Here is a 26,556-nt window from a genome sequence, read left to right as displayed (position 1 = left end):
CGCCCCCGCGGGTCCGCGGGGGCGCCGTACGCACGAGGGGGCCCGGCCGTACGGCCGGGCCCCCTGTTCGGCGGGAGCGCCTACTCCCACTCGATGGTGCCCGGGGGCTTGCTGGTGACGTCGAGCGTCACCCGGTTGATCTCGCGGACCTCGTTGGTGATCCGGTTGGAGATCTTGGCCAGCACGTCGTAGGGCACGCGCGACCAGTCCGCGGTCATGGCGTCCTCGCTGCTGACCGGGCGCAGCACCACCGGGTGGCCGTAGGTGCGGCCGTCGCCCTGGACGCCCACCGAGCGGACGTCGGCGAGCAGCACCACCGGGCACTGCCAGATGTCGCGGTCCAGCCCGGCGTGGGACAGCTCCTCGCGGGCGATGGCGTCGGCCTCGCGCAGGATGTCCAGCCGCTCGCGGGTGACCTCGCCGATGATGCGGATGCCCAGGCCCGGGCCGGGGAAGGGCTGGCGCCACACCATCTCCGGGGGCAGGCCCAGCTCCTCGCCGACCTTGCGGACCTCGTCCTTGAACAGCTCGCGCAGCGGCTCCACCAGGGTGAACTGGAGGTCGTCGGGCAGGCCGCCCACGTTGTGGTGCGACTTGATGTTGGCGGTGCCGGTGCCGCCGCCGGACTCCACCACGTCCGGGTACAGGGTGCCCTGCACCAGGAACTCGACCTCGCTGCCGTCCTCGCCGCTCTCGGCGACGACCTCGCGGGCCGCCTGCTCGAAGACGCGGATGAACTCGCGGCCGATGATCTTGCGCTTCTCCTCGGGGTCGGTCACCCCGGCCAGCGCGGACAGGAAGCGCTCCTCGGCGTCGACGACCTTGAGCCGGGCGCCGGTGATCGCCACGAAGTCCTTCTCGACCTGCTCGGCCTCGCCCTTGCGGAGCAGTCCGTGGTCGACGAACACGCAGGTGAGCTGGTCGCCGACGGCGCGCTGCACCAGGGCGCCCGCCACCGCCGAGTCGACGCCGCCGCTGAGCGCGCAGATGACGCTCTTGTCCCCGATCTGCTCCCGGACCCGGGCGACCTGCTCGTCGACGATGTTCAGCATCGTCCAGGTGGGGCGGCAGCCCGCGCCCTCGTACAGGAAGCGGCGCAGCACCTCCTGGCCGTGCTCGCTGTGCAGGACCTCGGGGTGGAACTGCACGCCGAAGAGGCGGCGGTCGGTGTCCTCGAACGCGGCCACGGGGGCGCCCGCGGTGCTGGCGACGGCGCGGAAGCCCGCCGGGGCCTCGATCACCGAGTCGCCGTGGGACATCCACACGGACTGCTCGGCGGGCAGCCCGGCGAACAGCAGGGAGTCCCCGTCGGCCACGTTGAGCGCGGTGCGGCCGAACTCGCTGAGGTCGGTCCGGTCGACCGTCCCGCCCAGGGCGCGGGTCATCGCCTGGAAGCCGTAGCAGATACCGAAGGTCGGGACGCCGGTCTCGAAGAGTTCGGCCCCGACGTTGGGCGCCCCCTCGGCGTACACCGAGGAGGGGCCGCCGGAGAGGATGATCGCCTTCGGCTTCTTGGCGAGCATCTCCTCCACGGGCATGGTCGAGGGCACGATCTCGCTGTGCACGTGAGCTTCGCGCACCCGCCGGGCGATCAGCTGCGCGTACTGCGCGCCGAAGTCCACGACGAGGACGGTGTCGAACGTGCTGTCAGCACCAACGGACACGACGGAGGACCTTCCGCAGGAGTTCAAGGGATACGCCCAGTCTAGGGCGTGTCCGGTGGATGCTCGCCCTCCTCAACGACGTCCCGGCACCCCCGCCCGTCGCCCGCCGCCGCCCCGGGGGCGGCCTCCGGCCGACCTGTCCTCCCCACCGCCCTCCCACCGGTCGGCGGGGAGCCCCGCACCGCCGCCCTCCCCGGCCCTGCGACGGACGCGCCGGGGCCACCGCCCTCGGCGGGCGCCTGCGGCGCGGTGCCCCCACCCGTGACGAACGGCATCCGCCGGACGCGCCCCGGCCCGCCCCCGCGTTCGGCGGGTCCGCGGCCGGTGCGCGGACCCGCTCAGCCCGCGAAGCCGCTCGGGTTGGCCGACTGCCAGCGCCAGGCGTCGGCGCAGGCCTCGTCCAGGTCGCGGGTGGCCTTCCAGCCCAGGTCCCGGGCGGCGGCGGAGGGGTCGGCGTAGCAGACGGCGATGTCGCCGGCGCGGCGCCCCACCACCTTGTACGGGAGGGTGCGGCCCACCGCGCGCTCGAACGCGCGCAGGCACTCCATGACCGAGTGCCCGCGGCCGGCGCCGAGGTTGTAGACCCGATGGCCGGGCGCGTCGGCCAGGTGGTCCAGGGCGGCCAGGTGGCCGCGGGCCAGGTCGACGACGTGCAGGTAGTCGCGGACGCCGGTGCCGTCGTGGGTGTCGTAGTCGTCGCCGAAGACCTGGAGGAACTCGCGGCGGCCGGCCGCGACCTGGGCGATGAAGGGGAGCAGGTTGTTGGGGACGCCCTGCGGGTCCTCGCCGATGAGGCCGCTGGGGTGGGCCCCGACGGGGTTGAAGTAGCGCAGGGAGATGATGCACCAGCGCGGGTCGGCGGCGGCCAGGTCGCCCAGGATGCGCTCGGAGAAGAGCTTGGTGGCGCCGTAGGGGTTGGTGGCCCGCAGCTGTGCGCTCTCGGGGATCGGCACCGTGTCGGGGTCGCCGTAGACCGTCGCGGAGGAGCTGAACACCAGCTTGCGGACGCCCTGCTCGTCCATGGCCTCGACCAGGGAGAGGAGGGAGTCGAGGTTGTTGCGGTAGTAGCGCAGGGGCTGGGCGACGGACTCCCCGACGGCCTTGAGGCCGGCCGCGTGGACGACGGCCTCGATGCCGTGCTCGGCCAGGACCCGGGCGACGGTCGCGCGGTCGGTGCAGTCGCCGTTCTCCAGCACGGGGGCGTGCCCGGTGATCCGCTCGACCCGGCGCAGGGACTCGGCGTGGCTGTTGACCAGGTTGTCAAGGACGACGACCCGGTGCCCGGCCTCCAGGAGTTCGGCCGCGGTGTGCGAGCCGATGTACCCGGCCCCGCCGGTGAGCAGTACGTTCATCTTCAGCTTTCCTGAGTGGTGAGGAGGATCCGCCGTGGGGCGGATGCCCACCAGCATAGGTTCCCGGGCTGTTCCGGGCGGCCGGGGAGCGTGGCACCCGCCCGGCCCGGGCCGCGGCCGTCCGGACACGGCCGCGCCCGGCCGCCGGGGCGGCCGGGCGCGGTGCGGTGCGGTCGGTCAGGGGCGGCCCGGCGGGGTGGAGCGGCGGGTGTCCAGCCACAGCACCTGCGGGTCGTGGTCGCTGACCTGGTCGTGGTACTCGGAGTTGATCCGGGCGATGCCGTAGTCCACGCGCCCTGCGATCGCCTGGTTGACCAGGATGTGGTCCAGAGCCTGGGAGTTGCCGTCGAACACGTAGTTGTAGCGCTGTTCGGCGGGCAGGTCCGTCATCGGGTTGTACAGCGGCCCGTCACCGGTGAGGATCTCCAGGGTCCGGGAGAACTGGAAGTCGTTGAGGTCTCCCATGACCACCAGGTTCGCCTGCGGGTCGACCGCCAGCAGCTCCTCAGCGAAGTCCGCCACCAGCTCCGCCTGCGCGTTGCGCTGCACCTCGCTGGTGCGGTTCGGAGGCTGCACCACCCCGTGCAGCGACTGGTCGCCGCCCTTGGAGTTGAAGTGGTTGGTCACCACGTAGATGTCGCGGTTGAGCGCCCGGAAGTGGCCCACCAGCGGTTTGCGGCTGCTCTCCCAGGCCGGGTCCCGCGGCTCGATGCGGCCCGGGGAGACCGACAGCTCGGCACCGCGGCGGCCCCGGACGACCTCGACGGCCGTGGTGGCGTCGCCGCCCGGCCGGTCCACGAACTGCACGCGGGCGGGGTTGAAAAGGAAGGCGTTGCGGATGTTGCCGCCGGGGGCTCCGCCGTCCCGCTTGTCCTCGGGGCTGATCTGCCGCCACTGGTAGGCGGGTCCGCCCTGGGCCCGGATCGCCGCGGTGAGCCGGTCCAGGGTGACCCCGGCGTCGACGGTGCCGTCGTCGACGGCGCCGTTGTCGTCCTGGATCTCCTCCAGGCCGATGATGTCGGGCGAGCCCAGGTACTCGACGATCCCGGCGGCCAGGGCGTCGTACTCGGCCTGGTCGTCCTCGCCGCCCAGGTTCTCCACGTTGTAGGTGGCGATGGAGACCTCGTGCCGGGCGGTGTCGCGGACGGGGGTGCGCTCCAGGTCGCCGGCCACGTGCTCGCCCAGGGTGGTGGCGCGGACGGTGTAGCCGCCGAACCGGCTGTAGTACACCGGTCCCTCGGTGATCCCGGCGAGGGTGTCGCCCACGTTCGCCTCGGGGAACGGGTGGACGCCCCGGTCCAGCAGGGACTCGACCTTGACCCGCCCGGCGTTGGGGTCGTCGTAGGAGCCGTAGACCACGCCGCCGTTGGCGGAGCGGTTGTGCTCCGGCTCCACGGTGACCCACAGCGCGTGGTAGCCGTCGGTGGGCGCGATGACGGGGGCGTCCTCGAAGCGCACCACCATGTGCTCGTGGGCGGCCCAGAAGTCCAGGGCGTAGGTGTCCGGGCTCAGTTCCAGACCGGAGATGTCGCCGCCGTGGTCGGGGGCGTACTCCCCGGGGACGACCCCGTCCTTCAGGACCACCGGCTCCGGGACGGCGTTCCCGGTGGACAGGACCGTCCACAGGGCCCGGTCGATCTGGGTGACGGTCTGCGTGTCGACGGCGGGCCGGTACTCGTTGACCCGGCCGGTCACCAGGACCTCGTCGCCGGGGGCGACACCGGGCGTGGTGGAGCCGGTGAAGACGAACAGGCCCTCACTGGTGCGCGGGTCGCCGTCGCCCCGGGTGTCCTGGAACCAGAAGCCCTGGGCGGTGCCGAACGCGTTGACGGCGGTGACCACGCCGGGCACGCCGGTCACGGTGTCCCCGGCGTACGGGGAGGTGCGGGTGACGCCCTGGATGTCGTGGATGCGCAGGTCGCCGGGCTCCTCGGGGCCGCCGGGCTCCTCCGGGCCCTCACCGACGCCCTCGCCCGCGGAGTTGACCGGGGTGGGCTCGCCCGCGGTGAGGTCCGCGCCGTTGTCGTCGGTGTCGGCGAGGTCGGCGCCGCGGGAGGCCGAGGTGGTGTTGGACAGCGCCGGGGCGGGTGAGCCCTCCCGGATGACGGCGCTCCCGTACCCGACGATGTCGACGACGGCCTCGTCCGCGGCGCAGTCGGCGGCGGTGCGGCACTCCACGGGCGCGGTGCCCGAGACCAGCAGGACGGTGCCCGAGCCCGCCGCCATGTTGGCCGATCCGGCGGCGTCGGGGGCGGGCAGGTCGACCGTCCCGCCGGCTCCGGCGGCCTGGCGGACCAGGTAGCGGCCCCCTGCGGGGACCTCCCCGGTCAGGGGGGTGACCTGGGCGCGGGTGGACGCGCCGGGGGAGGCGGGAAGGTACTGGACGCTCCAGCCGTCCACGGACAGCGGGGCGCCGGTGGGGTTGCCCAGTTCGACGAAGTCGTGGCGCAGGGTGGCGCCGCTGTTGCCGCCGCCTCCGTAGACCTCGGCGATCACCGGGGCGGTGGCGTCGGCGAGGGCGGCCGGGGCCGATCCCAGGGCCGCGGCCAGGAGCACCGCGGCCGCGGCGGACATCGGCGCGGTCAGGCGCCGGGGACGGTTGGGGGACACGTTCTCTCCGGGGGTACTGGGGAGTAGGGGCGGGGACATCATGGCCCGTACGCGTGTCCGTTGGTAGGAGGCGGCGTGAAAAGAAGGCGAAGCGGCTCCCGGTTGGTGTGATCCGCCCAGGGCCGCCCCGCCTCCTCTTCGTACGATCCGCCGGACGCGGGCCGCTACAGGCGGGGGTCGACCGGCTCCGTCTCCAGCGCCAGGGTCGCGAACACCGGCTCGTGGACCCGCCACAGCGGGTCGCGGCGGGCGTGCCGGGCCAGGGCCTCCAGCCCCAGCTTGTGCTCGCGCATGGCCAGCCCGAGCTTGCCGCCCAGCCTGCGGTCCTTGAGGACCGCCAGGCGTTCGGGGTCGGTGTAGTCGTGGCCGTAGATGATCCGCAGGTACTCGGGGCCGCGCACCTTCAGCCCGGGCTGGGTCAGCCCCTTGGAGCCGGTGGCGCGGGCGCCCTGGAGCGGCTTGACGACCATGCCCTCCCCCCCGGCGTCCACCATCTCCCGCCACCAGGCGGCGGCGGAGGAGCAGGCGGCCGGGTCGGTGGTGTCCACCACCCGGTAGCGGGTGGTGGACACCATCGGGTCCGCCTCGGCCAGCCGCTCCGCCGTGGCCATGTGCCACAGGTGGTCGGCGTCGGAGTACTCGCGCCCCTCCGAGGCCAGGACCGCGAAGGGCGCGTAGCGGAGCCCGGCGACACCGTCGGTGTCCCAGGAGTAGCGCCGGTACACCCGGCTGAACTCCTCCATCTGCTCCGTGCTCCGCGCGACCTTGTCCACCAGGCGGCCCACGTCCAGGCCGCGCCCGGCGGCCGCGGCCAGGGCGGCGCCGGCGGCGGGCAGGGCGGCGCGGGCGGCCGCGCCCACCGAGGCGTACTGGTCGCGGATGAGCGTGCGGGCCTTGGCCGACCAGGGCAGCATCTCCCCGTCGAGCGCGATCCAGTCGGTGCCCAGCCGGTCCCACAGCCCGGCCGCGGTGACGGCGGCGCGCAGCCGGTCCACCACCTCGGCCCGCAGCACCCGGTCGGCGAAGAAGGGCCGCCCGGTGCGGGTGTACACGACGCCCGCGGCTCCGGGGGCGAACCGCCGCTCGGCGGCCGCCTCGTCGCGGCACAGCACGGCGACGGCCCGCGAGCCCATGTGCTTCTCCTCGCACACGACCTGCCCGACCCCGGCGGCGCGGTACCAGGCGAACGCCTCCTCGGGGTGCTCCAGGTACCCGGCCTCGGAGCTGGTCGGTGCCGGGGCCATGGTCGGCGGCAGGTACAGCAGCCACCGGGGGTCGACGGAGAACCGGCTCATCACCTCCAGGGCGCCCAGGGCGGAGGCCCCGTTGACGCGCACGCCGCCGAACTCCGTGTCCACGAACAGCCCGGGGTGGCGGTCGCCGACGCCGACGTCGGTGATGTCCACGACCGTGTCGGAGCGGTCCCCTCCCTCCTGGGCCGGGGCCTCGCCGCCCAGCGGCCGCGAGGGCTCGTACCAGGTCCGGTGGGCGGCCACGTCGACGATCTCGCGCTCGGGGTAGCGCAGCGCGGTGAGGCTGCCGCCGAACACGCAGCCGGTGTCCAGGCACAGGGTGTTGTTGACCCACTCGGCCTTGAGCACGGGGGTGTGGCCGTAGACGACCGCGGCCCGGCCCCGGTAGTCGCGGGCCCAGGGCAGGCGCACCGGCAGTCCGTACTCGTCGGTCTCGCCGGTGGTGTCGCCGTACAGGGCGAAGGAGCGCACCCGTCCGGAGGCGCGGCCGTGGTAGGCCTCCTTGAGCCCGGCGTGGGCGACCACCAGCCTGCCGCCGTCGAGGACGAGGTGGCTGACCAGGCCGTCGCAGAAGTCGAGGACCTCCCGGCGGAACTCCTCGGTCTCCCGGCCCAGCTGCTCCAGGGACTCGGCGAGCCCGTGGGTGGGCGTGACCCTGGCTCCGCGCAGTGCCCGGATCAGCTTGTTCTCGTGGTTTCCGGGCACGCACAGGGCGTCGCCGTCGCGGACCATGCCCATGGCCAGCCTCAGCACGCCGGGGGTGTCGGGGCCCCGGTCGACGAGGTCGCCGACGAACACGGCGGTGCGTCCCCCGGGGTGGCGTGCGCCGACGGCCCGCCCCCCGGCGTCGCGGGTGAACTCGTAGCCCAGGGCGGTGAGCAGCTCCTCCAGCTCCTCGCGGCAGCCGTGGACGTCGCCGATGATGTCGAAGGGGCCGGTGAGCTCCGTCCGGTCCGGCCAGGCGCGCTCGCGCTCGATGACCGCGGCGTCGATCTCCTCCGCACCCTTGAGGACGTGGATCTTGCGGAACCCCTCCCTGCGCAGGCGTTTGAGGCCCTGGCGCAGGTCGCGGCGCTGGCGGGCGATCACGTGGTCGCCGAAGTCCCGGTCGGGCCGGGCCCGGTTGCGCTCCTTGGCCAGGGCCTCGGGCACGTCCAGGACGATCGCGGTGGCCAGCACGTCGTTGGCCTTGGCCACGGCCAGGAGTTCGGCGCGGGCCCTGGGCTGCACGTTGGTGGCGTCGACCACGGCCAGCAGGCCGCGGCGCAGCCGGATGTCCACGATGGTGTGCAGCAGGGAGAAGGCGTCGGCGCTGGCGGACTGGTCGTTCTCGTCGTCGCTGACCAGGCCCCGGCAGTGGTCGGAGGAGATGACCTCGGTGGGCCTGAAGTGCCGGGCGGCGAAGGTGGTCTTGCCCGAGCCGGACACGCCGACCAGCACGACGAGGCCCATGGCGGGTACGCCGAGGACCCGCGGCGCGGTGTCCGGAGCGGTCTCATCGGTGCTCATCGGGTGAACACTCCCATCTGGGTCGGGGAGCCGGTGGCCGGGTCCTGGGGACCCACCGGCAGGTAGCGGACGGTGTAGCCGTTGCGTTCGGCGACGGCGTCCGCCCACAGGGTGAACTCGGCGCGGGTCCACTCGAAGCGGTGGTCGGGGTGGCGGAACGCGCCCTCGGCCAGGCCCTCGAAGTGGACGTTGTACTCGGCGTTGGGGGTGGTGACCACCACGACGCGCGGGCGGGCGGCGGCGAACACGGTCTCCTCCAGGGCGGGCAGCCGCTCCGGTTCGATGTGCTCGACCACCTCCATGAGCACGACGGCGTCATGCCCGGCGAAGCGGGCGTCGCGGTAGACGGCCGAGCCGACGAGCAGCTCGGGCCGGGGCGGGCGCCCGTCCCGCTCCCGGACGCCGTCGGTGTCGGCGAACAGGTTCCGGTGCCGTCCGCGGCCGTTCGGGGCGCAGCCCCGGCAGGTCCTGCGGTGGGCCGTCTGGAGGGAGACGGTGTCGACGTCCACGCCGGTGACGCGCTCCAGGGTCGGGTCTGCGACCAGCCGGGCCAGCAGGGCGCCGGAGCCGCAGCCCAGGTCCAGGACGCTGGAGGCGTTCTCGGAGTGCAGCACGGCCAGGACCGCCCCGGCGCGCTGCTCGGCCAGGGACGGCGCGCGCTCCTCCCCCGGCGGGGCGGGCGGCGCGAGGACCTCCTCCACGCCCGGGTCCGCCTCCTCTTCCTCCGGTAGGTCGTCGGCCTCGGCCAGCCGGGCCAGCGCGGTGCGCACGTAGGCCTGGCGCCGGTTGAGGTAGCGGCGGGTGATCCAGGCGCGCTCGGGGTGGCGGGCCAGCCATGGGGAGCCGGAGTCGGGGTCCTCCTCGGTGGCGAGTCCTTCGGGCCCGGTGACCCGCAGGCCCCCGGCGCGCAGCAGCTTGTCGATCTCTCCGCGGTCCACCCAGTAGTGCTTGGCGCCGTCCATGGCGGGGAGCAGGACGTACAGGTGGCTCAGCGCCTCCGACAGCACCTGGTCGCCGGACAGGGTCAGCGACAGGTAGTGGGAGTCGCCCCAGCCGGGCAGGCCGGGGTCGAGCGGCACGGGCTCGGCGGCCACCCGCCAGCCCAGGGGTTCGAAGAGGGCGCGCGCCTTGTCGGCCCCGGCCCGGCAGGGCACCGCGGGCAGGTGGAGTTCGAGGGGCAGCGGTGCCGCGGCCAGCTCCGGCCGGGCCTCGCTGTGGCCCCTGAGCGCGGAGCGGAACACCCGGCCCAGTGCCACCGTGAACAGCGAGGAGGTGGCGAAGGGGCGGTCGTTGACGTACTGGGCCAGGGCGAAGTCGGGTGTGCTGACGGAGGTGCGCGCCCGCAGCAGCGCCTGGGGGTCGACCTCCAGGAGCAGGGCCGCGGTGCAGCGCTCGGCGGTGGCCTCGGGGTAGAAGACATGGGCGGTCCCGAAGGACTGCTCGAAGCTCTGCGCCCGCTCCGGGTTCTTGTGGAGCAGGTATCCGAGGTCCGTGGCCGGGGCCGCAGGGGTCGCCGTGGTGGTGATCGTCAGTAGCACCCGTGCATTGTGACCCGCTGCCCAGTCCGTTGGCGAGGACTTTTCGGGCGCGCTCCGGGGAGGTTCGCGGCCGCCCCGGGCCCCCGGGCCGTGTTTTTCGAACCTCCGCTCCGGTCCGCGTTCGGCGCCCCCGGAGGGCGGGAGCCCTCGGCCCCGCGGGGACGTCCCCGTTCCCCGGAGGCCCCCTCCGGGCCTGCAGAACCCCGCCGGCGCCTCACACACCCCCGCGGAACAGGACGGCATCCAAAGAACAGGCCCTAACCGTTCTCCCGCTCTCCCGGGGGCCCCGCGGCGCCGGGGCGGACCCCCAGTTCCTCCATGGCGCGGGCGACCTGGGGCCGGGCGGCGCCGAAGAACCCCCAGGGGATCTCGCAGTACAGGTTGCCGACGGCGGACAGGTGCCAGCGGGCGGCCTCGGTGAGCCCGGCGCGGTGGAACGCCCAGGCGAACAGGTGGTGGGCCTGCACGTCGCGCGGGTGCGGGACGGCGCCCCCGGCCCAGCCGCGGGCCAGCCCGAACAGCTCCGTGACCGCCTCGCCGTGCAGCCGCCCCATCGCCTGCCCGACCACGAAGCCGAACATCCCCTCGGCGGTGAACCGCTTCTGCTCGGAGCGCAGGAACTCGGCGTGGGCCAGGGCCAGGACGGCGGGCAGCGGGTCGCCCGCGGGGGCGGTGTCGGCTGCGGCCCCGGCGAACGCGAACATCTCCTCGGCCGTACCGCCCCGTGCCGGGGACAGCGTGCGCACCCGGACCATGTGGGCGGCGAACAGGTGCGGGGCCCGGTCCCGGGTCTCCCTCCACAGCCGGTCCTTCTCCTCGCGGTCGGCGCCCGCGCCCATCGCGACGGTCTGGAGCGCGGCCCAGGGGGCGGCGTCGTCGGGCCGCAGCTCGGCGGCGGCCGTCAGGGCCCGGCGGGCGTCGTCGAGCGTCGCCTCGGCGGCCTTGCGTTCGGCGGGCCCGCCGGAGACCCGCAGGGCGCGGTTCAGCAGGGCGTTGCCCAGCCACAGCATGAGGTCGGCCCGGTCCGCGGTGTCCAGGAGGTCGCCCAGGTCGTCGATCCGGTCCGCGGCCGCCCGGCCCAGCACCTCGGCGACGGACGCACGGGCCTCGGGGTCCTGCCTGCTCTCGGCGAGCAGCGGCAGGGCGGCGGCGAGGTCGCCCCCCTCCGCCTCCTCGGCCGCGGCCCGGAGCATGGGGTCGGTGCCCAGCGCCGCCGAGGCCAGCAGGTGTTCGACGGGGCCGCCGGGGGTCGGCTCGGGGTCACGGGGGTTCCATCGCCACATGTCGCCGAGCGTAGCGGGCCCGCCGCACCCGGGGAACCGGGCCGGGTGCGGCGGGCGCGGCGGTCAGGGCGCGGGGACCGGCTCCGCCTCCGTTGCGTCGGCCGCGGCGGTCCGCCGGGCCCGGCGGTGCGCGATCACCTGGAGGGCGATCAGGGCGACGCCCGTGACGGAGCCCGCCAGGACGAACCAGTCCGCGGAGACGGCGGTCGACGTCACCACCCCGAACAGGGCGCTCCACTCGGGGGCGACCAGGACCAGCAGCGAGGCGAGGGTGAAGGCGATCCGCTCGCCGATCGCGGTGGGCCGCAGGAAGTGGCCCTCCAGGGCGATGGCCGCGGTGGCCAGGGCGATGGATCCGGTGAACACCGCCAGGGCCAGGTCGGTGACCGGGCCGTCGATCTCCATGAGCGCCGAGTAGGCCATGAGCATCGGGATGAGGTAGAGGCCCTTGGCGAACTTCCACGCCGACAGCCCCGTGCGCATCGGGGACGCGTTCGCGACCCCCGCGGCGGCGAAGGCCGCGAGCGCCACCGGCGGGGTCACGTTGGAGTCCTGGCTGTACCAGTACACGATCATGTGCGCGACGATGACCGCCAGCCCCAGTTCCTCCAGGGCGGGGACGGCCAGGACGGCCAGGACCACGTAGGCGGCGGTGACCGGCAGCCCCACCCCCATGATGAGCGAGGCGATCGCGACCATGAGCAGGGTGAGCAGGAGGTTCCCGGCGAACACGGTGACCAGGACGTCGGACAGCACCAGCCCCAGCCCGGTCAGGCCGACCATGCCGACGATGATGCCCGCGACGGCGCAGGCCACCGACACCGGCAGGGTGTTGCGGGCGGCCAGGACGAAGACCTCGAGGATGTCCTTCGGTCCCAGGCGGCTCGCGGCCCGCAGCATCGCGACGGCGAACAGCGCCGCGCAGGCCCACAGGCCGGCCCGGGTCGGTGTGACGTAGTTCAGCAGCAGGACGATGAGCAGGAGCAGGGGCGCCAGGAAGTGCCAGCCCGCCGCCATGACGGTGCGCAGCCTGGGCAGCTCGGAGTCCTCGGCCATCCCGATGGAGTACTTGCGGGCGAGGATGTCCACGAACAGGAACATCACGCCGAAGTACATGAGCGCCGGGATGATCGCGACCTTGACGATGTCGGCGTAGGGGATGCCGGTGCGCTCGGCCATGATGAACGCGCCCGCCCCCATGATGGGCGGGAGGATCTGGCCGCCCGTGGAGGCCGCGGCCTCCACGCCCCCGGCGTCGTGCCTGCGGTACCCGACCTTCTTCATCAGGGGGATGGTGAACGGGCCGGTGCTGACGACGTTGGCGATGGCGCTGCCGGACACCGACCCCATGAGGGCGCTGCTGAGCACCGCGCCCTTGGCCGGGCCGCCGACCATGCGGCCGGTGAGCACGTAGGCCAGTCCGACGAAGAAGTTGCCGCCGCCGGTCTTGGAGAGCAGCGCGCCGAACAGGATGAACACGAACACGAACGTGACCACCACGCCCAGGGTGAGGCCGTAGATGCCGTCGCCGAGATAGGAGTGCGTGGCGATGCGCTGGATGGTGGCGCCGGAGTGCTGGAACTGCCCGGGGATGAGCGGTCCGATCCAGGCGTAGAACACGAACGCCGCGACCATCACCACCATGACCATGCCGACCGTGCGCCGGGTGGCCTCCAGCAGGACGACCATCGCGACCAGGCCCATGATCCAGTCGAGGTCGGTGTAGGCGCCCGCCCGGGAGGCCAGCTCGGCCTGGAACAGGATCGGGTAGAAGCTCGCGGCGAGGGCCGCGGCGATGAGCACCCCGTCCAGGACCAGCGCCGGCACCGACCGTCCCGCCCGGCCCGGCAGCGGCGGCTTGACCAGGAGGACCAGGACCAGGACGAACACCAGGTGGATGAGCCGCTGCTGGCGGGCGTCGAACCCGGACCACAGCGCGATGTAGATCTGGAAGAGGGTGAGGCCGATCGCCAGGACCAGGACGACGGGGGCGAGGACCGACGCGAGGCGGCCCTCGCCCCAGCGTTCGGTGGCCATCCTCTTCCAGACCGGGTCCGCCCCCTCCTCGTCGCCGTCGACGTCGGGAAGGGCGTCGGCGGACGTGCCGGTGCGCCTGCGGCGGGTCGCCCCGAAGCCCGGGGCGGCCTCGTCGGTGGCGACCGCCTGCGCGGCGGCCTGGGGTGCGGTGTTCTCTCGGTCCTCGTCCGGGGGGCGGGGGCCGCCCTCCCGTGCCTGTGCCGGTTCTTCGGCCATGGTCTTCCTCTGGCTCGTCGGGCCGCGGGGTGCGCTCGGAGGCGGGCCTCCCGGCGGCGGAGGTGGGATCGGGGTCAGCACTCCGGAGCGGGCGTGCGTGCGGTCAGGGAGCGGAGGGCGGACAGCCGGACCGGTTCGATGGTCACCCGGTGGGCGGTGAGGCACGGGGAGAGCCGTACCTCGGCACCGGGTGTGCGGATGCGGTGGTCCACGGCGGGCGAGCCCACCCGGATGGCCAGTTCGGGGCCGATGTCGCGGCCCATGTCCTCGATGACCCACCACGGGCCGTCGGCGCGGCCCCGGCCCTCACCGGGGATCTGTCCCATGCCGGCGCCGAACTGGCGGATCCGGGTGGCCTCGACGACGAGCCTGCCGTCCCGGACCGCTATGTCCTCCTCGATGGGCAGGCCGTCGATGGAGTGCACGTAGGCCACGGTGAACACCTCCCCCGGGGCCAGGGGCAGGTGGCCGATGACCTCGCCGCCGTCGGAGACGCGCAGGGCCGGGGCGACCGGCCAGGCCAGCGAGACCAGTGCGGCGAGGAGGGCCGCCGCCGCGGTGGCGGCCAGGGCCGCGAGCACCTCTCGGTCCACCGTCCCGGGGTGTGCGGGACGCGGCCGCCCGGCGGTGCCGGGGGCCGCGTCCGTCGCGGGGTCCGGAGTCATCGCCTAGGGACGCAGGTCCTCGGGGACCTCGACGCCGACCTCCTCGTAGTAGCGCAGGGCGCCGGGGTGGACCGGGACGGGGCTGTTGAGGATGCTCTCGGGGACGAGGTAGTCCTCGGCCGGGGCGTACACGTCCAGGACGGCCTGGATGTTCTCGAACATGGCCTTGGTGATCTCGTAGGCCTGCTCCTCGTTGAAGGAGCCGCCGACCACCAGGGCGTTCCACACGGCGATGGTGGGCACGTCCTCCTCGACGCCCGGGTAGGTGCCGGCCTCGATGACGTGCTCGGTGTAGCCGCCGTACCCGTTGACGATCGCGGACCGCTCCTCGTCGCACATCGGGATGATGTGCAGGTCGTCGGTGGTGCCCAGCTCCGTGATGCCCGCGTGGCCCTCGCCGACGACCCAGGAGCCGGCGTCGAGCTGGCCGTTCTGGAGCGCGCTGGCGGTCTCCGCGTAGCCGAGCTGGTCGATCTCGATCTCGGTGCCCGCGATCTCCAGGGACTCGAAGACCTGGTTGGTGGTGGCCTCGTTGCCGCTGCCGACGTCGCCGACGGAGTAGCGGCTGCCGACCACGTCGGAGAAGCACTCGAAGCCCTTGGACTCGGCGATGGAGTCGAGGGTGACCGCGTGGAAGACGTTGGGGTAGAGCACCGCCAGGGAGTAGGTCTGGATCTGGTCGCCCTCGAAGGCGGCGGCACCGTTGGCGGCCTGGTCGGCGGCGTCGCCCTGGACGATGGCCAGGTGGGCGGTGCCGGACCCGATGAGGCGGACGTTCTCCACGGAGGCGCCGGTGGCCTCCACCGACCCGGCCTGCCCGTCCAGGTTGTCGCCGATGATGCCGCTCAGCGCGCCGCCGATCGGGTAGTAGACGCCGGCGGTGCCGCCGGTGGCGATGCTCAGTTGGTTCTGCACGGGCCCCTCGCCGAGGCCGGCCTCCTCGTCGGCGCCCGTCTCCGCGGGCTGGGAGCATCCGGTCATCAGCAGGACGCCGGCGGTCAGGGCCGCCAGGGGAGGGAGGGCGCGTCGCATGGTCGGAGGTCCTCTCGAACTGCGGTCGGGGGCTGTGGCGAAGGGGCGGGCCCGGGACCGGAGCACCGGGAGGGAGGAACGGCTCCGGACCCGTGTGGCCCACACCACCTCGCTGGTCAGAAACGTAACCGCGGTCACCCGGAAACCCCGAGGGTGATCACCGCCTTTTGAGGTTTCTCTGAGGTTTCACGCGCCTTGCTATCGTTTCGCCATGTCGCGGATCACACTCGCCCTCCTGTGGCCCCTCACCGCGGCCTGCCTCGTACTCGCGGCGTCCGCCCCCCTGCTCACCGCCTCCGCCCCCGACGGACCCGAGCCCCTGCGGCTGACCCTGGGCACCGGGGGCAGCGGCGGCGTGTACCACGAATACGGTGCGGCGCTGGCCGGCATCGTCTCCTCCCAGCCCGGGGACGTGCGCATAAGCGCGCTGACCACCGCCGCCAGTGTGGAGAACAACCGGCTGGTGGCGAACGGCACCGTGGACGCCGCCTTCACCCTGTCCGACGTCGCGGCGCTGGCCGTGGCGGGCGACCCTCCGTTCGAGGAGCCCCTGCCGGTCAACGCGATCGCCCGCCTCTACGACAACCACACCCATGTGGTCGTGCGGGCGGAGTCGCCCTACCGGAACCTGGAGGACCTGGCCGGGACCGTCGTCTCGGTGGGATCCCAGGGCTCGGGCACCGAGATGATGGCCGAGAGGCTGCTGGACCTGGTGGACCTGGGCGGGAGGGGCGACCCTTCGGGCGGGCGCGTGTACCGGGTGCGGCTGTCCATCGAGGCGTCGACCACGGCCCTGGAGCGGGGGGACATCGACGCGTTCTTCTGGTCCGGGGGGCTGCCGACCCAGGCCGTGGCGGATCTCGCCGCCCGCCACCCCGTGCGCCTCCTCGACCTGTCCGAGCACGTGAGCACGCTGAGCGATGAGTACGGCGCCTACTTCTCCGAGCTGCCGGTCCCGGCCGACACCTACCCCGGGGTCCCGGCGGTGCGCACCATCGGGGTGCCGAGCCTGCTGGTGGTGAACGCGGACATGCCGAGGGCGGACGCCGAGGAGCTGACCCGGCTGCTCTTCGCCTCACGGGCCCGGCTGGCCGAGATCCACCCGGTGGCGCTCCAGCTGCACCCGCGGTCGGCGATCTCCACCCTGCCGGTGCCGCTGCACCCGGGGGCCGCCGACTACTACGCGGAGGTCAAGTACGCGCACGATCGGGCACCGGTGTCGTCCGCGGCCCCGTGACCAGCCGGATGCGCGCGTCGATGCCCCGGGGGCGGGCGGGCCTCAGGGCGAGCGAGCCCCCCTGGAGGTCGAGCAGGGTGACGACGATGGACAGGCCCAGGCCGGAGCCGCCGGAACCGCCGTCGCTCCAGAACGGGCGGGTGGCCGCCGCCAGCTGGCTCGCGGGCAGGCCCGGCCCGTCGTCGACGACGTGGACGTCCACGTGCCCGGTCCCGTCCGGCCCGGGAGGCGACTCCACGACCCGCACGGTGACCCGTACGCCCTCCCCGCCGAACTTCAGGGCGTTGTCGATGAGCGCGTCCAGGGCCTGGTCCAGGGTGCCCTCCACGCACCTGACCCGGACCCCGTCCCCGCCCTCCCGGACCAGGACGGCCCCCGCGCGCTCGGCGATGGGCTCCCAGGAGCGGAGCCGGTCCTCGACGACGCAGCCGACCTCCTCCCACACCTCGGTGTGCTCCGCGTCCTCGGTGCGGGCCAGGGTGAGCAGGCTGTCGCAGATGCGGGTGAGCCGGTCCACCTCGTCCAGGGCCAGCCGGTGGTCCTGGCGCCCCTCGGGGACCAGGTGCCGGGACAGCGAGTCCACCCGCAGCCGCAGCGCCGCCAGGGGGTTGCGGACCTGGTGCCCGGCGTAGGAGACGAACACCCGCTGGGTCTCCAGCATCGCGGTGATGGTGTCGGCCATCCTGTTGAACGACTCCCCCAGCCGGCGCAGTTCGACCGGCCCGGCCGCGGTGCGCACCCGGATGTCCAGGCTTCCCCCGGCCACCGCGCGGGTGGCCTCGTCCAGGTCGTCGATGGGCCGCAGGACCCACCGGGTGAGCGGCCCGGCGGCGGCGATGCCCACGGTCATGAGCGCGGCGATCGCCCCGGCGGCCAGCACCCACTGGACCAGGGTGGCGCGGCGCAGCGACCCGGTGGGCGAGGCGGTGACGGCCGCGCCGACGACCTCGCCGGAGCGCCCGACGGGCTCGGCGACGATGAGGGGGCCGGTCTGCCAGGGGTAGACCACCTTGTCGGCGCCCATGCGGTTCCCGGCCAGGGCGTTGCGGACCGCCTCGGGAGGCGGGTCGCCGGGCCGCGTGTCGGGGTCCATGGCGGCGAGGTCGAGCCCGGGCCGGGACGCGGCCACCACCTCGCCGTGGCGGTCCACGACGACGGCGCCGATGCCGTAGAGGCCGTCGTAGGCGGCCAGCTCCGCCTCCAGCATGCCGCCGGTGCCGTTGAGGACCGCGGGCTCGGCGATGCCGGCGAACCGGGCGGTGTCGTTGATCCGGTCCAGGAGCATGTCGGAGGTGCCCCGGGCGGCGATGCTCCCGCACAGCGGCAGGGCCAGCCCGAGGCAGGCCGCGACCAGCAGGGTGAGGTAGACGGTGATGACACGGCGGCGCATCGGAGCGGCCCCCCGGTCAGCGCGGCGACCCGGTCGGTGCGGCTTCCGCCCGCCCGGGCACCGTCATCCGGTAGCCGACACCGCGCACCGTCTCGATGAGGCCCGGCACGCCGAGCTTGGAGCGCAGGGTCCCCACGTGGACCTCCAGGGTGCGCAGGGTCCCCGGCCAGGTGGTCCCCCACACGCGCAGCAGCAGGTGTTCACGGGAGAGCACGGTCCCCGACTCCCGGGCCAGGGCCAGCAGCAGGTCGAACTCTTTGCGGGTGACCTCCACCCGGGCGCCGTCCAGTTCCACCGTGCGCCCGGCCGGGTCGATCCGCAGCGGCCCGGCGGCCACCGGCCCGTCGGCGGAGCGGCGGGTGCGGCGCAGCACCGCCTCCATGCGGGCGCACAGCTCCTCGACCGCCAGGGGCTTGACCACGTAGTCGTCGGCGCCCGAGCGCAGCCCGCGCACCCGCTCGCGCTGCTGCCCGCGCGCGGTCACCATGATGATCGCCGTGTCGCCGGTGTCGTGGCGCTCGCGCAGCATCCGGCACAGCTCGACGCCGTCCATGTCGGGCAGGCCGAGGTCGAGCAGGACGACGTCGGCGGGGTCCGCGGCCAGCGCGCGCTCGGCGGTGCGCACCTGGGTGACGGCGTACCCGTGGGGCTCCAGGGCTCCGGCGAGGGCGTCGGCCAGGCGGACGTCGTCCTCGACGAGCAGTACCGTGATCATGGTGACGGCTCCTCGGGGGTGCGGGGGACGGTACCCCCGCACCCTAACCCGAGGGTGTGCCGCGGAACACACCGAGGTGTTCCGGGCGTCATGCTCAGGCCCTGATGATGCCGACGTCCGGCACGATCTCGGGCGCCCCGTGCTGGATGGCGTCCGCCTCGTGGTCGGTGTCCTGCTCCTGGGCGGCGCGCTCGGCCTCGATGCCCTTGCGGTAGAACTCGACCTCGCGCCGGGTCTGCCCCTCGTCCCAGCCCAGCAGCGGTGCCATGAGCCCCGCGGCCTCCTCCGCGGCGGCGATGCCGCGGTCCCAGGTCTCGAAGGAGATCCGGGTGCGCCGGGACAGGACGTCCTCCAGGTGGCGGGCGCCCTCGGCACGGACCGAGTAGACGACCTCGGCGCGCAGGTAGTCGTCGGCCCCGGCGAGGGAGCGGCCCAGGTCGGGGTCCTCCCGGACCAGGTCGAGCAGGTCGCGGGCGCAGGTCCCGTAGCGGCGCAGCAGGTGGGCGATGCGGGAGACGTGCAGCCCGCTGCCCCGGGCCAGCCGGTGGCGCTGGTTGACCAGGGCCGAGTAGCCGGAGGCGCCCACCAGCGGGAGCCGGTCGGTGACCGACTTGGGGATGCCGCCGCCCAGGCCGTGGGCGACGGCGTCCACGGCGTCCTTGGCCATGACCCGGTAGGTGGTGTACTTGCCGCCCGCGATGAGGACGAGGCCGGGCACCGGGTGGGCGACCACGTGCTCGCGGGAGAGCTTGGAGGTCTCCTCCGACTCCCCCGACAGCAGCGGGCGCAGGCCCGCGTAGACGCCTTCGACGTCGTCCCGGCTCAGCGGGGTGCGCAGTACCTGGTTGAGGTGGTCCAGGACGTAGTCGATGTCGGCGCGGCTGGCGGCCGGGTTCTCCTTGTCCAGGTCCCAGGCGGTGTCGGTGGTGCCGACGATCCAGTGGCGGCCCCACGGGATGACGAACAGCACGCTCTTCTCGGTGCGCAGGATCATCCCGGAGGAGGCCTGGATGCGGTCGCGGGGCACCACCAGGTGGACGCCCTTTGAGGCGCGGACGTGGATCTGCCCGCGGCCGCCGACCATCTCCTGGATCTCGTCGGTCCACACGCCCGCGGCGTTGACGACCTGGCGGGCCCGGATGGAGACCTCCTCGCCCTTCTCCAGGTCGGCGGCGCGGGCTCCGACCACGTGCTCGCCCTCCCGCAGGAATCCGACGGCCTGTACCCGGGAGGCGATCCGGGCGCCGAGTCCGGCGGCGGTGCGCAGCACGGTGGTGACGTACCGGGCGTCGTCCACCTGGCAGTCCCAGTACTGGACGGCCCCGGCGAGCGCGTCCCGCTTGAGCGCGGGGAAGACCCGCAGGGCCCCGCCGCGGGTCAGGTGCCGGTGCGAGGGCAGCCCGCGGTTGTTGCGCGAGGTCATGGCGAGGGTGTCGTACAGGGTGACGCCCGCGCCGATGTAGAAGCGTTCCCAGTGGTGGGCGAACGGGAAGAGGAAGGGCACCGGGCGGACCAGGTGCGGGGCGATGGTGGTGAGCAGCAGGCCGCGTTCGTGGAGGGCCTCCTGGACGAGTTCGAAGTCGAACTGCTCCAGGTAGCGCAGACCGCCGTGGATCAGCTTGCTGGATCTGCTGGAGGTGCCCGAGGCGAAGTCGCGCGCCTCGATCAGCCCCGTGGACAGTCCGCGTGAGACGGCGTCCAGGGCGATGCCCGCCCCGACGATGCCACCGCCGACGACGAGGACGTCCAGTTCCTCGTCGCGCATCGCGGCCAGGGCGTCCTCTCGCCCGTCCGGTCCCAGCCAGGTCGTCGTCATCCCAGTCCCTCCGTCGCGATGGTTCTTCTCCAGCGCATACCCGCCGGAGAGGCCCGCCCACCGGAGCGGCGCCCCCAGGCTAACCGGGCCCGGGGCCGCCGCGCGGAACGCCACGCGTGGTGTCGGGTCACCCGGCGGAGGACCGGCCGGCACCGCGGCGGGGCAGCAGCAGGGCGGCGAAGGCGACCGCGACGGCGGCGGCGCCGCCGACCAGGGATGCGGTGCCCAGCCCGCCCCAGGCCCCGGCGAGGGCGGCCAGGACGGCCAGGCCCAGGGCTCCGCCGACCTGCTGGGCGGTGGAGGCCGCGGCCGAGGCCACGCCCTGCTCGCGTTCGCCGACCCCGCTGCCGGCGGCGGCGAACACGGCCGGGTAGACGGTGCCCGCGGTGACGCCGAGCAGGACCACGACGGGCAGCACCGCCCAGTAGGAGTCGACGGCCAGGGCGAGTGCGAAGGCCGCGGAGGTGAGGCCGACACCGGCGGTCCCCGCGAACAGGGCGGCGCGGGTGCCCCACCGGTTCAGCATCCGCGGCAGCAGCAGGGCAGAGCCGAGCATGGCCGCCACACCCTGGGGCAGGAAGCCCAGGCCCGCGGCGAGGGGGTCCATGCCCAGGGTGACCTGGACGTGGTTGGTGTAGACGTAGTGCAGCGTGCCGACGACGCCCATGAGGACGAAGACCAGGACCATGGACACCAGGAGGTGGCGGTCGCGCAGCAGGGAGGCGGGCAGCAGCGGGTCGGCGGAGCGGCGTTCGACGGGGGCGAGGGCGGCGAGGGCGAGCAGGCCCAGGAGCAGGGCGCCGCCGCCGTCGGGCGAGATCCAGCCGGACTCCTGGATGCGGAAGACGCCGAGCACCAGCAGGAGGGCGCCCGCGGTGACCAGGGAGGTGCCGGGCAGGTCGAATCCGCGCGGGTCGGGGCGGTGCCGGTCGGCGGGGAGCAGGCGGGGGGCGAGCAGGGCCACCGCCAGGGCGGGCGCGACCAGGGCCCAGAACACGGCGGGCCAGCCGAAGGCGCTGGTGAGGATGCCGCCGACCGCTCCCCCGGCCAGGGCGCCGAAGGCTCCGGCCGAACCCCACACGGCCATCGCCCGGTTGCGTTCGGGGCCGGCGGGGAAGGCGGTGCCGATGAGGGCGAGGGTGGCGGGGAAGAGGGCGGCGGCTCCCAGGCCCTGGACGGCGCGTGCGGCGATGAGGACGCCCGCGTGGGCGGCCAGGGCTCCGGCGACGGAGGCGAGGCCCAGCAGCAGGGCGCCCAGGACCAGCATGCGGCGGGCGCCGAGCCGGTCGACGGCGCGGCCGCCCAGGAGCAGCAGTCCGCCGTAGCCGAGGGCGAAGGCGTTGACCACCCAGGGCAGGGCGGCCCCGTCCAGGCCCAGGTCGCGGCCGATCTCGGGCAGGGCGATGTAGACGACGTTGAAGTCGAGCGAGAGCGTGAAGTGGGCGGTGGCCAGCAGGGCCAGGGCCGCGGCGCCGGCGGCGCGGGGGCGGGCCGCAGGGGCGGGCCTGAGGTCTGCGGGGGTCATGTGCGGTGTTCCTTCCCGAATGCACTACAGCACTGAATATTTCAGCGCAGTACCATTTGCCAATGGTTCAGCACCGGAACTTCCAGGGCGACACTAACCCACAGGTACTTCAGTACGCAACAATCCAGCGTGGTAGCATCTCGGCATGAGCGAACAAGGATGCCTCGACACGGACGAGGAGCGGACCTGGGACGCGGCCACACTGGCGTTCCGGCTGCTCGACCAGCGGGTGGAGCGGGACGTCCAGGCGGCGTCCGGCCTCCCCCTCACCTACTACGAACTGCTGGTGCTGCTCTCCAAGTCGCCCCGGCGGTCCCTGCGGATGAGCGAGCTCGCGGAGATCACCCACACCCGCCCCAGCCGCATCTCCCACGCCGTCGGCAAGCTCGCCGAGGGCGGGTTCGTGGAGCGCGTCCACTGCGAGAGCGACCGGCGCAGCTGGTTCGCCGTGCTCACCGACAAGGGCATGGAGACGCTGCGCACCGCCGGGGTGGAGCACGTGCGCAGCATGCGCGAGAACATGTTCGACCTGCTCGACCCGGAGCAGCGGGCCCAGCTGCTGGACATCTCCCGCACGCTGCTCGGGCACCTGGCCCCGGACGCGCTGGAGCACGCCACCCGGGTCCTCCGGCAGGCCTGAGGCCTCAGGCCGCCGCCGCGGCGCCCGCCCGCGGCTCCACCGCGGCGGTGGCCGCCTCCAGGCGGCGGATGAGCCGGTGCACGATGAGCAGCGGGATGATCCCGAAGACGCCGAACGAGATGTCGACGAGCTGCCACAGCCACGGGATGCCCCGGATCGGCCCGCAGACCAGCGCCAGCGGCACCACCATCGCGCAGGCGATCATCCCGAAGTGGATCACCCAGATGTTGCGCACCGGGTCCTGCCAGGGGCCGATGAACGCCACCGCGATGACCAGGTGCGCGAACGCCAGCCAGTCGGTGCCGTAGAGGACGAACGGGTACGCCGACTCGACCTCGTCGAGGCCGACCCGCACCCGGGCGACCCAGTCGGCCAGCCAGGGGGCGGCCTCGGACACCGGCGCGAACGGGCCCGCCAGCAGGGAGTCCAGCAGGCGCACCTCCGCGGGCAGCGGGAAGGCGGTGACCCCGCTCAGCACCAGGCCGACGACGAACAGGGAGATCCAGATCCGGATGCGGCGCAGCAGCGCCCGTCTCGTGTCCACACCCGGATTCTCCCGCGGTCCCGCCGGACCCCGACGGCGCCCCCGGTTCCGTGGGACCCGGCGGGCCGGACCGGGTCCTACGCCGACGCGTCGGCGTAGGCGTGGGCGTAGGCCAGGACGTCGGCGACGTACTCCGGGGAGCGGTTGTACGACAGGATCGCCGCCTCCCAGTCCTGCGCGGTGCTCAGGTCCCGGCCGTCCTCGCACAGGTAGCGCCCGGCGGACAGGGCCGCGTCGTCGATCTGGTGCGGGTCGGGCTCGCCGCCCGAGGCGGAGACCCCCCACCGCGCCCAGGTCTGGGGGATGAACTGCATCGGGCCGACCGCCCGGTCCCACTCGGTGTCGCCGTCCAGGACACCGCCGTCGGTGTCGGGGATCGCCCGGGTGTTGTTGGTACCGTCCAGCGGGATGCCGATGATGTTCACGGTGGTGACGCCGTCCTCGCCGATCTCACCGCCCGCGTACGTGCCGTGCCGCGACTCGACGAACCCGATGCCCGCCAGGGTCGGCCACGACAGGTTGCAGGAGGGCAGCTCCTCGGTCAGCGCCAGCTGGGCCCCGGCGTAGCCCTCCAGGGCCCGCACCGGGATGGTCGTGGCCGCCGACACCTGCTCCAGCCAGTCGTCGGCGGGGCGCTGCCCGCTCACGGGGGTGTGCTGCTCGTCGGCGCCCGCCGCGGCGTCCGGTCCCGTCTCGGCCCGGTTGACCTCGGCGAGCGCGGGTGGTCCGGTGAGCTCGTCGTGCGGAGGCGTCTCGATGGTGCCGTCCAGCGGCCCGTCCGCCGCCGGGGGCTCCCAGTCGGAGAGCGAGCGCGAGATCCGGTCGACGGCGAAGAGCACCCCGCCCGTCAGCACCAGGCACAGCGCCAGGGTCACGCAGACGGCGATGAGCGGACCCCTGCCCCGCCTGCCGCGGCTACCTCGCCCCAAAGCCCGCCCCTTTCCTCCGGAAGACTGTTCGGTCCGTCGGGTCCTGTGATGCCGACGGCCGGATCATGGTTGCACACCGGTGTTCGGGCCCTTCCGGGTGCACAACGGAAACGGGGGCGCGCCGGTTCCCCGGCACGCCCCCGCGGAACCCGTCAGCGGTGCGGGTTGACCACGACCTCGACCCGCTGGAACTCCTTGAGGTCGGTGTATCCCGAGGTGGCCATGGTGCGGCGGAGCGCGCCCATGAGGTTCATGGAGCCGTCGCTGGTGGACGCCGGGCCGTGCAGGATCGCCGACAGGTCGCCGATGGTGCCGACCCGTACCCGCTCACCGCGCGGCAGCTCGCCGTGGTGGGCCTCGCTGCCCCAGTGGTAGCCGGCGCCGGGCGCCTCGGTGGCGCGGGCCAGCGGGGAGCCCACCATGACGGCGTCGGCGCCGCAGGCCAGGGCCTTGGCGATGTCGCCGCTGGTGGTCATGCCGCCGTCGGCGATGACGTGCACGTAGCGGCCGCCGGACTCGTCGAGGTAGTCGCGGCGGGCGGCGGCGACGTCGCCGATGGCGCTGGCCATCGGCACCGCCACGCCCAGCACGGAGCGGGTGGTGTGGCCCGACCCGCCGCCGAAGCCGACCAGGACGCCCGCCGCGCCGGTGCGCATCAGGTGCAGGGCGGCGGTGTAGGTGGCGCAGCCGCCGACCACGACCGGGACGTCCAGGTCGTAGATGAACTGCTTGAGGTTGAGCGGCTCGGCGCGCCCGGACACGTGCTCGGCGGACACCGTGGTGCCGCGGATCACGAAGATGTCCACGCCCGCGTCGACGACCGCCTTGTGGTACTGGGCGGTGCGCTGCGGGGACAGCCGGGCCGCGGTGACCAGGCCCGCGTCGCGGATCTGCTCGATCCGGCGGCCGATCAGCTCCTCCTGGATGGGGGCCGCGTAGATCTCCTGGAGCCGCTTGGTGGCGGCCACGTCGCCCAGCTCGCCGATCTCCGCCAGCAGGGGCGCCGGGTCCTCGTACCTGGTCCACAGGCCCTCGAGGTCGAGCACGCCCAGACCGCCCTGGCGGCCGATCGCCACGACCGTCTCCGGCGAGGCGACGCTGTCCATGGGGCTGGCCACGAGCGGCGTCTCGAACCGGTAGGCGTCGATCTGCCAGGCGATCGACACCTCCTCCGGGTCGCGCGTGCGCCGGGCGGGCACGATGCCGATCTCGTCGAGCTCGTAGGCCCGGCGCCCGTTCTTGCCCAGCCCGATCTCCACCTGAGCCAACGCTTCGATCCCCTCTGACGTGCTGCCCCGGCCGGTGCGACCGGTGCGTTCACTACCGCCGAGAGTCTATCGGCCCGGGAGTCGGAGCGGGCCTGCCCCGCTCCTCCCCCTTCACGCCAGGGCCTGCTCCATGTCCTTCCACAGGTCCTCGACGTCCTCGATGCCCACGCTCACCCGGATCAGCCCCTCGGAGATCCCCGCCTTCGCCAGTCCCTCCGCGTCCAGTTCGCGGTGCGAGGTGCCTGCCGGGTGCAGGACCAGCGTCCGGACGTCGCCCAGTGAGGGGGCGAGCGCGGCGAGCCGCACCCGCGAGGCGAACGACCGGCCCGCGGAGAGCCCGCCGACCGGCTCGAAGGCGAGGACTCCCCCGAACCCGCCGTCCAGGATCCGGCACGCCGTCGTGTGCGCGGGGTCGTCGGGCAGGCCCGGGTAGTGGACGCGGGCGACGGCGGGGTGCGCCGCCAGCCGCGCGGCGAGCTCCCCGGCGTTGGCGCAGTGCCGCTCCACCCGCACCGCGAGCGTGCTCAGCCCCCGGGAGACGAGCCAGGCCGCGAAGGGGTCCATGACGGCACCGAATTCGGCGGTGCGCTCGCGCACCGTCCCCAGGGTGCCGGGGTCGGCGAACACCGCCACGCCCCCGGTGGTGTCGGAGTGGCCGCCCATGTACTTGGTCGCCGAGTGGACGACGATGTCGGCCCCGTACTCGACGGGGCGGCACAGCAGGGGGGTCGCGAAGGTGTTGTCCACGATCGTCGTGGCGCCGACGGCCCTGGCGAGCGCCGTGAGCACGGGCAGGTCGACCACCCGCCCGGTCGGGTTGGCGATGGTCTCCAGGAGCAGCACCCGGGTGTCCGGGCGCAGCGCGGAGCGCACCGCCTCCGGGTCCCCGGCGTCGACCTGGGTGACCTCGATCCCCCAGCGGGCGCGCAGGGCCTCCAGCAGGCCCTGGGTCCCCCCGTACAGCCGGTTCTGGGCGACCACGTGGCATCCGGTGTCGAGCAGGGCCCAGAGCGTGGCCGAGATCGTGCCCATCCCCGAGGCGGAGGCGATCGCTCCCGCTCCGCCCTCGAGGTCGGCCACCGCGGCCTCCAGGGCGTCGATGGTCGGGTTGCCGTAACGGCTGTAGACGTACGGGGCGCCCGGTCCCGCGAACGCCTCGGCCATGGTGTCGGTGTCGGCGAAGGAGAAGGTGTGCCCCTGGTAGAGGGGCACGCGCAGCGGGGTGCTGCCCCCGGTCTCGGGCAGGGGCTGGTGGACGGTTCTCGTGCCGGGTCGTGTCATGGGATCAACTCTGGCCGGGCCGCCCCTCCGGCGGCAGAGCCAATCCGGCACG

At 74.0% G+C, this 26,556-nt stretch carries 19 protein-coding genes; 2 read left to right on the top strand and 17 right to left on the bottom strand.

What is annotated here, in order from left to right; translation table 11 throughout:
- Positions 1–80: 80 nt before the first annotated feature.
- The 9 genes from guaA to ACSUPR_RS20255 all read right to left on the bottom strand — a co-directional run bounded on the left by guaA (position 81) and on the right by ACSUPR_RS20255 (position 15,159).
- Positions 81–1,664, bottom strand: coding sequence for a glutamine-hydrolyzing GMP synthase (guaA, locus tag ACSUPR_RS20295; protein WP_436886285.1), 1,584 nt, complete (start codon positions 1,662–1,664; stop codon positions 81–83).
- A 338-nt stretch (positions 1,665–2,002) separates the two neighbouring features.
- Positions 2,003–3,016 carry a UDP-glucose 4-epimerase GalE gene (gene galE, locus ACSUPR_RS20290; RefSeq protein ID WP_436886284.1) on the bottom strand — a complete coding sequence of 338 codons (1,014 nt, stop codon included), beginning with the start codon at positions 3,014–3,016 and terminating at the stop codon, positions 2,003–2,005.
- A gap of 177 nt (positions 3,017–3,193) precedes the next feature.
- Complete coding sequence (locus tag ACSUPR_RS20285) at positions 3,194–5,626, bottom strand: endonuclease/exonuclease/phosphatase family protein (RefSeq protein ID WP_436886283.1); 2,433 nt, start codon at positions 5,624–5,626, stop codon at positions 3,194–3,196.
- Positions 5,627–5,790: 164 nt separating this feature from the next.
- Positions 5,791–8,388, bottom strand: a complete 2,598-nt coding sequence (locus ACSUPR_RS20280) for a polynucleotide kinase-phosphatase (protein WP_436886281.1) — start codon at positions 8,386–8,388, stop codon at positions 5,791–5,793.
- On the bottom strand, positions 8,385–9,926 hold the full coding sequence (locus tag ACSUPR_RS20275; RefSeq protein WP_436886280.1) for a methyltransferase domain-containing protein: 1,542 nt from the start codon (positions 9,924–9,926) through the stop codon (positions 8,385–8,387). The genes ACSUPR_RS20280 and ACSUPR_RS20275 overlap by 4 nt, the downstream gene beginning before the upstream one ends.
- Positions 9,927–10,183: 257 nt before the next feature.
- Positions 10,184–11,209, bottom strand: a complete 1,026-nt coding sequence (locus ACSUPR_RS20270) for a hypothetical protein (RefSeq protein ID WP_436886279.1) — start codon at positions 11,207–11,209, stop codon at positions 10,184–10,186.
- A 63-nt stretch (positions 11,210–11,272) separates the two neighbouring features.
- Entirely contained in the window at positions 11,273–13,462 is a 2,190-nt protein-coding gene (locus tag ACSUPR_RS20265) for a TRAP transporter permease (RefSeq protein WP_436886278.1), read from the bottom strand.
- A 74-nt stretch (positions 13,463–13,536) separates the two neighbouring features.
- On the bottom strand, positions 13,537–14,127 hold the full coding sequence (locus tag ACSUPR_RS20260; RefSeq protein ID WP_436886277.1) for a DUF1850 domain-containing protein: 591 nt from the start codon (positions 14,125–14,127) through the stop codon (positions 13,537–13,539).
- A 3-nt stretch (positions 14,128–14,130) separates the two neighbouring features.
- Entirely contained in the window at positions 14,131–15,159 is a 1,029-nt protein-coding gene (locus ACSUPR_RS20255) for a TAXI family TRAP transporter solute-binding subunit (protein WP_436886276.1), read from the bottom strand.
- 211 nt (positions 15,160–15,370) lie between these two features.
- Here ACSUPR_RS20255 and ACSUPR_RS20250 point away from each other — a divergent pair, with 211 nt between their 5' ends.
- Positions 15,371–16,396 (top strand): TAXI family TRAP transporter solute-binding subunit, encoded by a 1,026-nt coding sequence (locus tag ACSUPR_RS20250; protein ID WP_436886275.1) that lies wholly within the window; start codon positions 15,371–15,373, stop codon positions 16,394–16,396.
- Here the strand turns inward: ACSUPR_RS20250 and ACSUPR_RS20245 are convergent.
- From ACSUPR_RS20245 to ACSUPR_RS20230, 4 genes are all read right to left on the bottom strand, one after another.
- Positions 16,350–17,786 (bottom strand): ATP-binding protein, encoded by a 1,437-nt coding sequence (locus ACSUPR_RS20245; RefSeq protein WP_436886274.1) that lies wholly within the window; start codon positions 17,784–17,786, stop codon positions 16,350–16,352. The genes ACSUPR_RS20250 and ACSUPR_RS20245 overlap by 47 nt on opposite strands.
- Before the next feature lie 16 nt (positions 17,787–17,802).
- On the bottom strand, positions 17,803–18,501 hold the full coding sequence (locus tag ACSUPR_RS20240; protein ID WP_436886273.1) for a response regulator transcription factor: 699 nt from the start codon (positions 18,499–18,501) through the stop codon (positions 17,803–17,805).
- Between the two features lie 94 nt (positions 18,502–18,595).
- The gene (locus ACSUPR_RS20235; RefSeq protein WP_436886272.1) at positions 18,596–20,317 is read right to left on the bottom strand and encodes a glycerol-3-phosphate dehydrogenase/oxidase; all 1,722 of its coding nucleotides are present in this window, start codon (positions 20,315–20,317) and stop codon (positions 18,596–18,598) included.
- 127 nt (positions 20,318–20,444) lie between these two features.
- Positions 20,445–21,842 (bottom strand): MFS transporter, encoded by a 1,398-nt coding sequence (locus ACSUPR_RS20230; protein WP_436886271.1) that lies wholly within the window; start codon positions 21,840–21,842, stop codon positions 20,445–20,447.
- A gap of 145 nt (positions 21,843–21,987) precedes the next feature.
- Here ACSUPR_RS20230 and ACSUPR_RS20225 point away from each other — a divergent pair, with 145 nt between their 5' ends.
- The gene (locus ACSUPR_RS20225; RefSeq protein ID WP_436886270.1) at positions 21,988–22,482 is read left to right on the top strand and encodes a MarR family winged helix-turn-helix transcriptional regulator; all 495 of its coding nucleotides are present in this window, start codon (positions 21,988–21,990) and stop codon (positions 22,480–22,482) included.
- A gap of 4 nt (positions 22,483–22,486) precedes the next feature.
- Here the strand turns inward: ACSUPR_RS20225 and ACSUPR_RS20220 are convergent, their stop codons facing one another.
- The 4 genes from ACSUPR_RS20220 to ACSUPR_RS20205 form a co-directional block, all read right to left on the bottom strand.
- Positions 22,487–23,026, bottom strand: coding sequence for a hypothetical protein (locus tag ACSUPR_RS20220; RefSeq protein WP_436886269.1), 540 nt, complete (start codon positions 23,024–23,026; stop codon positions 22,487–22,489).
- A 77-nt stretch (positions 23,027–23,103) separates the two neighbouring features.
- Positions 23,104–23,955: a lytic transglycosylase domain-containing protein gene (locus ACSUPR_RS20215; RefSeq protein ID WP_436886268.1), complete on the bottom strand. Its 852-nt coding sequence runs from the start codon at positions 23,953–23,955 to the stop codon at positions 23,104–23,106.
- Between the two features lie 152 nt (positions 23,956–24,107).
- The gene (locus tag ACSUPR_RS20210) at positions 24,108–25,214 is read right to left on the bottom strand and encodes a GuaB3 family IMP dehydrogenase-related protein (RefSeq protein WP_436892070.1); all 1,107 of its coding nucleotides are present in this window, start codon (positions 25,212–25,214) and stop codon (positions 24,108–24,110) included.
- Between the two features lie 120 nt (positions 25,215–25,334).
- Complete coding sequence (locus ACSUPR_RS20205; RefSeq protein ID WP_436886267.1) at positions 25,335–26,504, bottom strand: trans-sulfuration enzyme family protein; 1,170 nt, start codon at positions 26,502–26,504, stop codon at positions 25,335–25,337.
- Between the last annotated feature and the right edge of the window lie 52 nt (positions 26,505–26,556).

This window comes from Nocardiopsis dassonvillei (assembly GCF_964273065.1).
Lineage (GTDB): Bacteria > Actinomycetota > Actinomycetes > Streptosporangiales > Streptosporangiaceae > Nocardiopsis > Nocardiopsis dassonvillei_B.
This window is presented reverse-complemented; position numbering and strand designations above follow the sequence as displayed.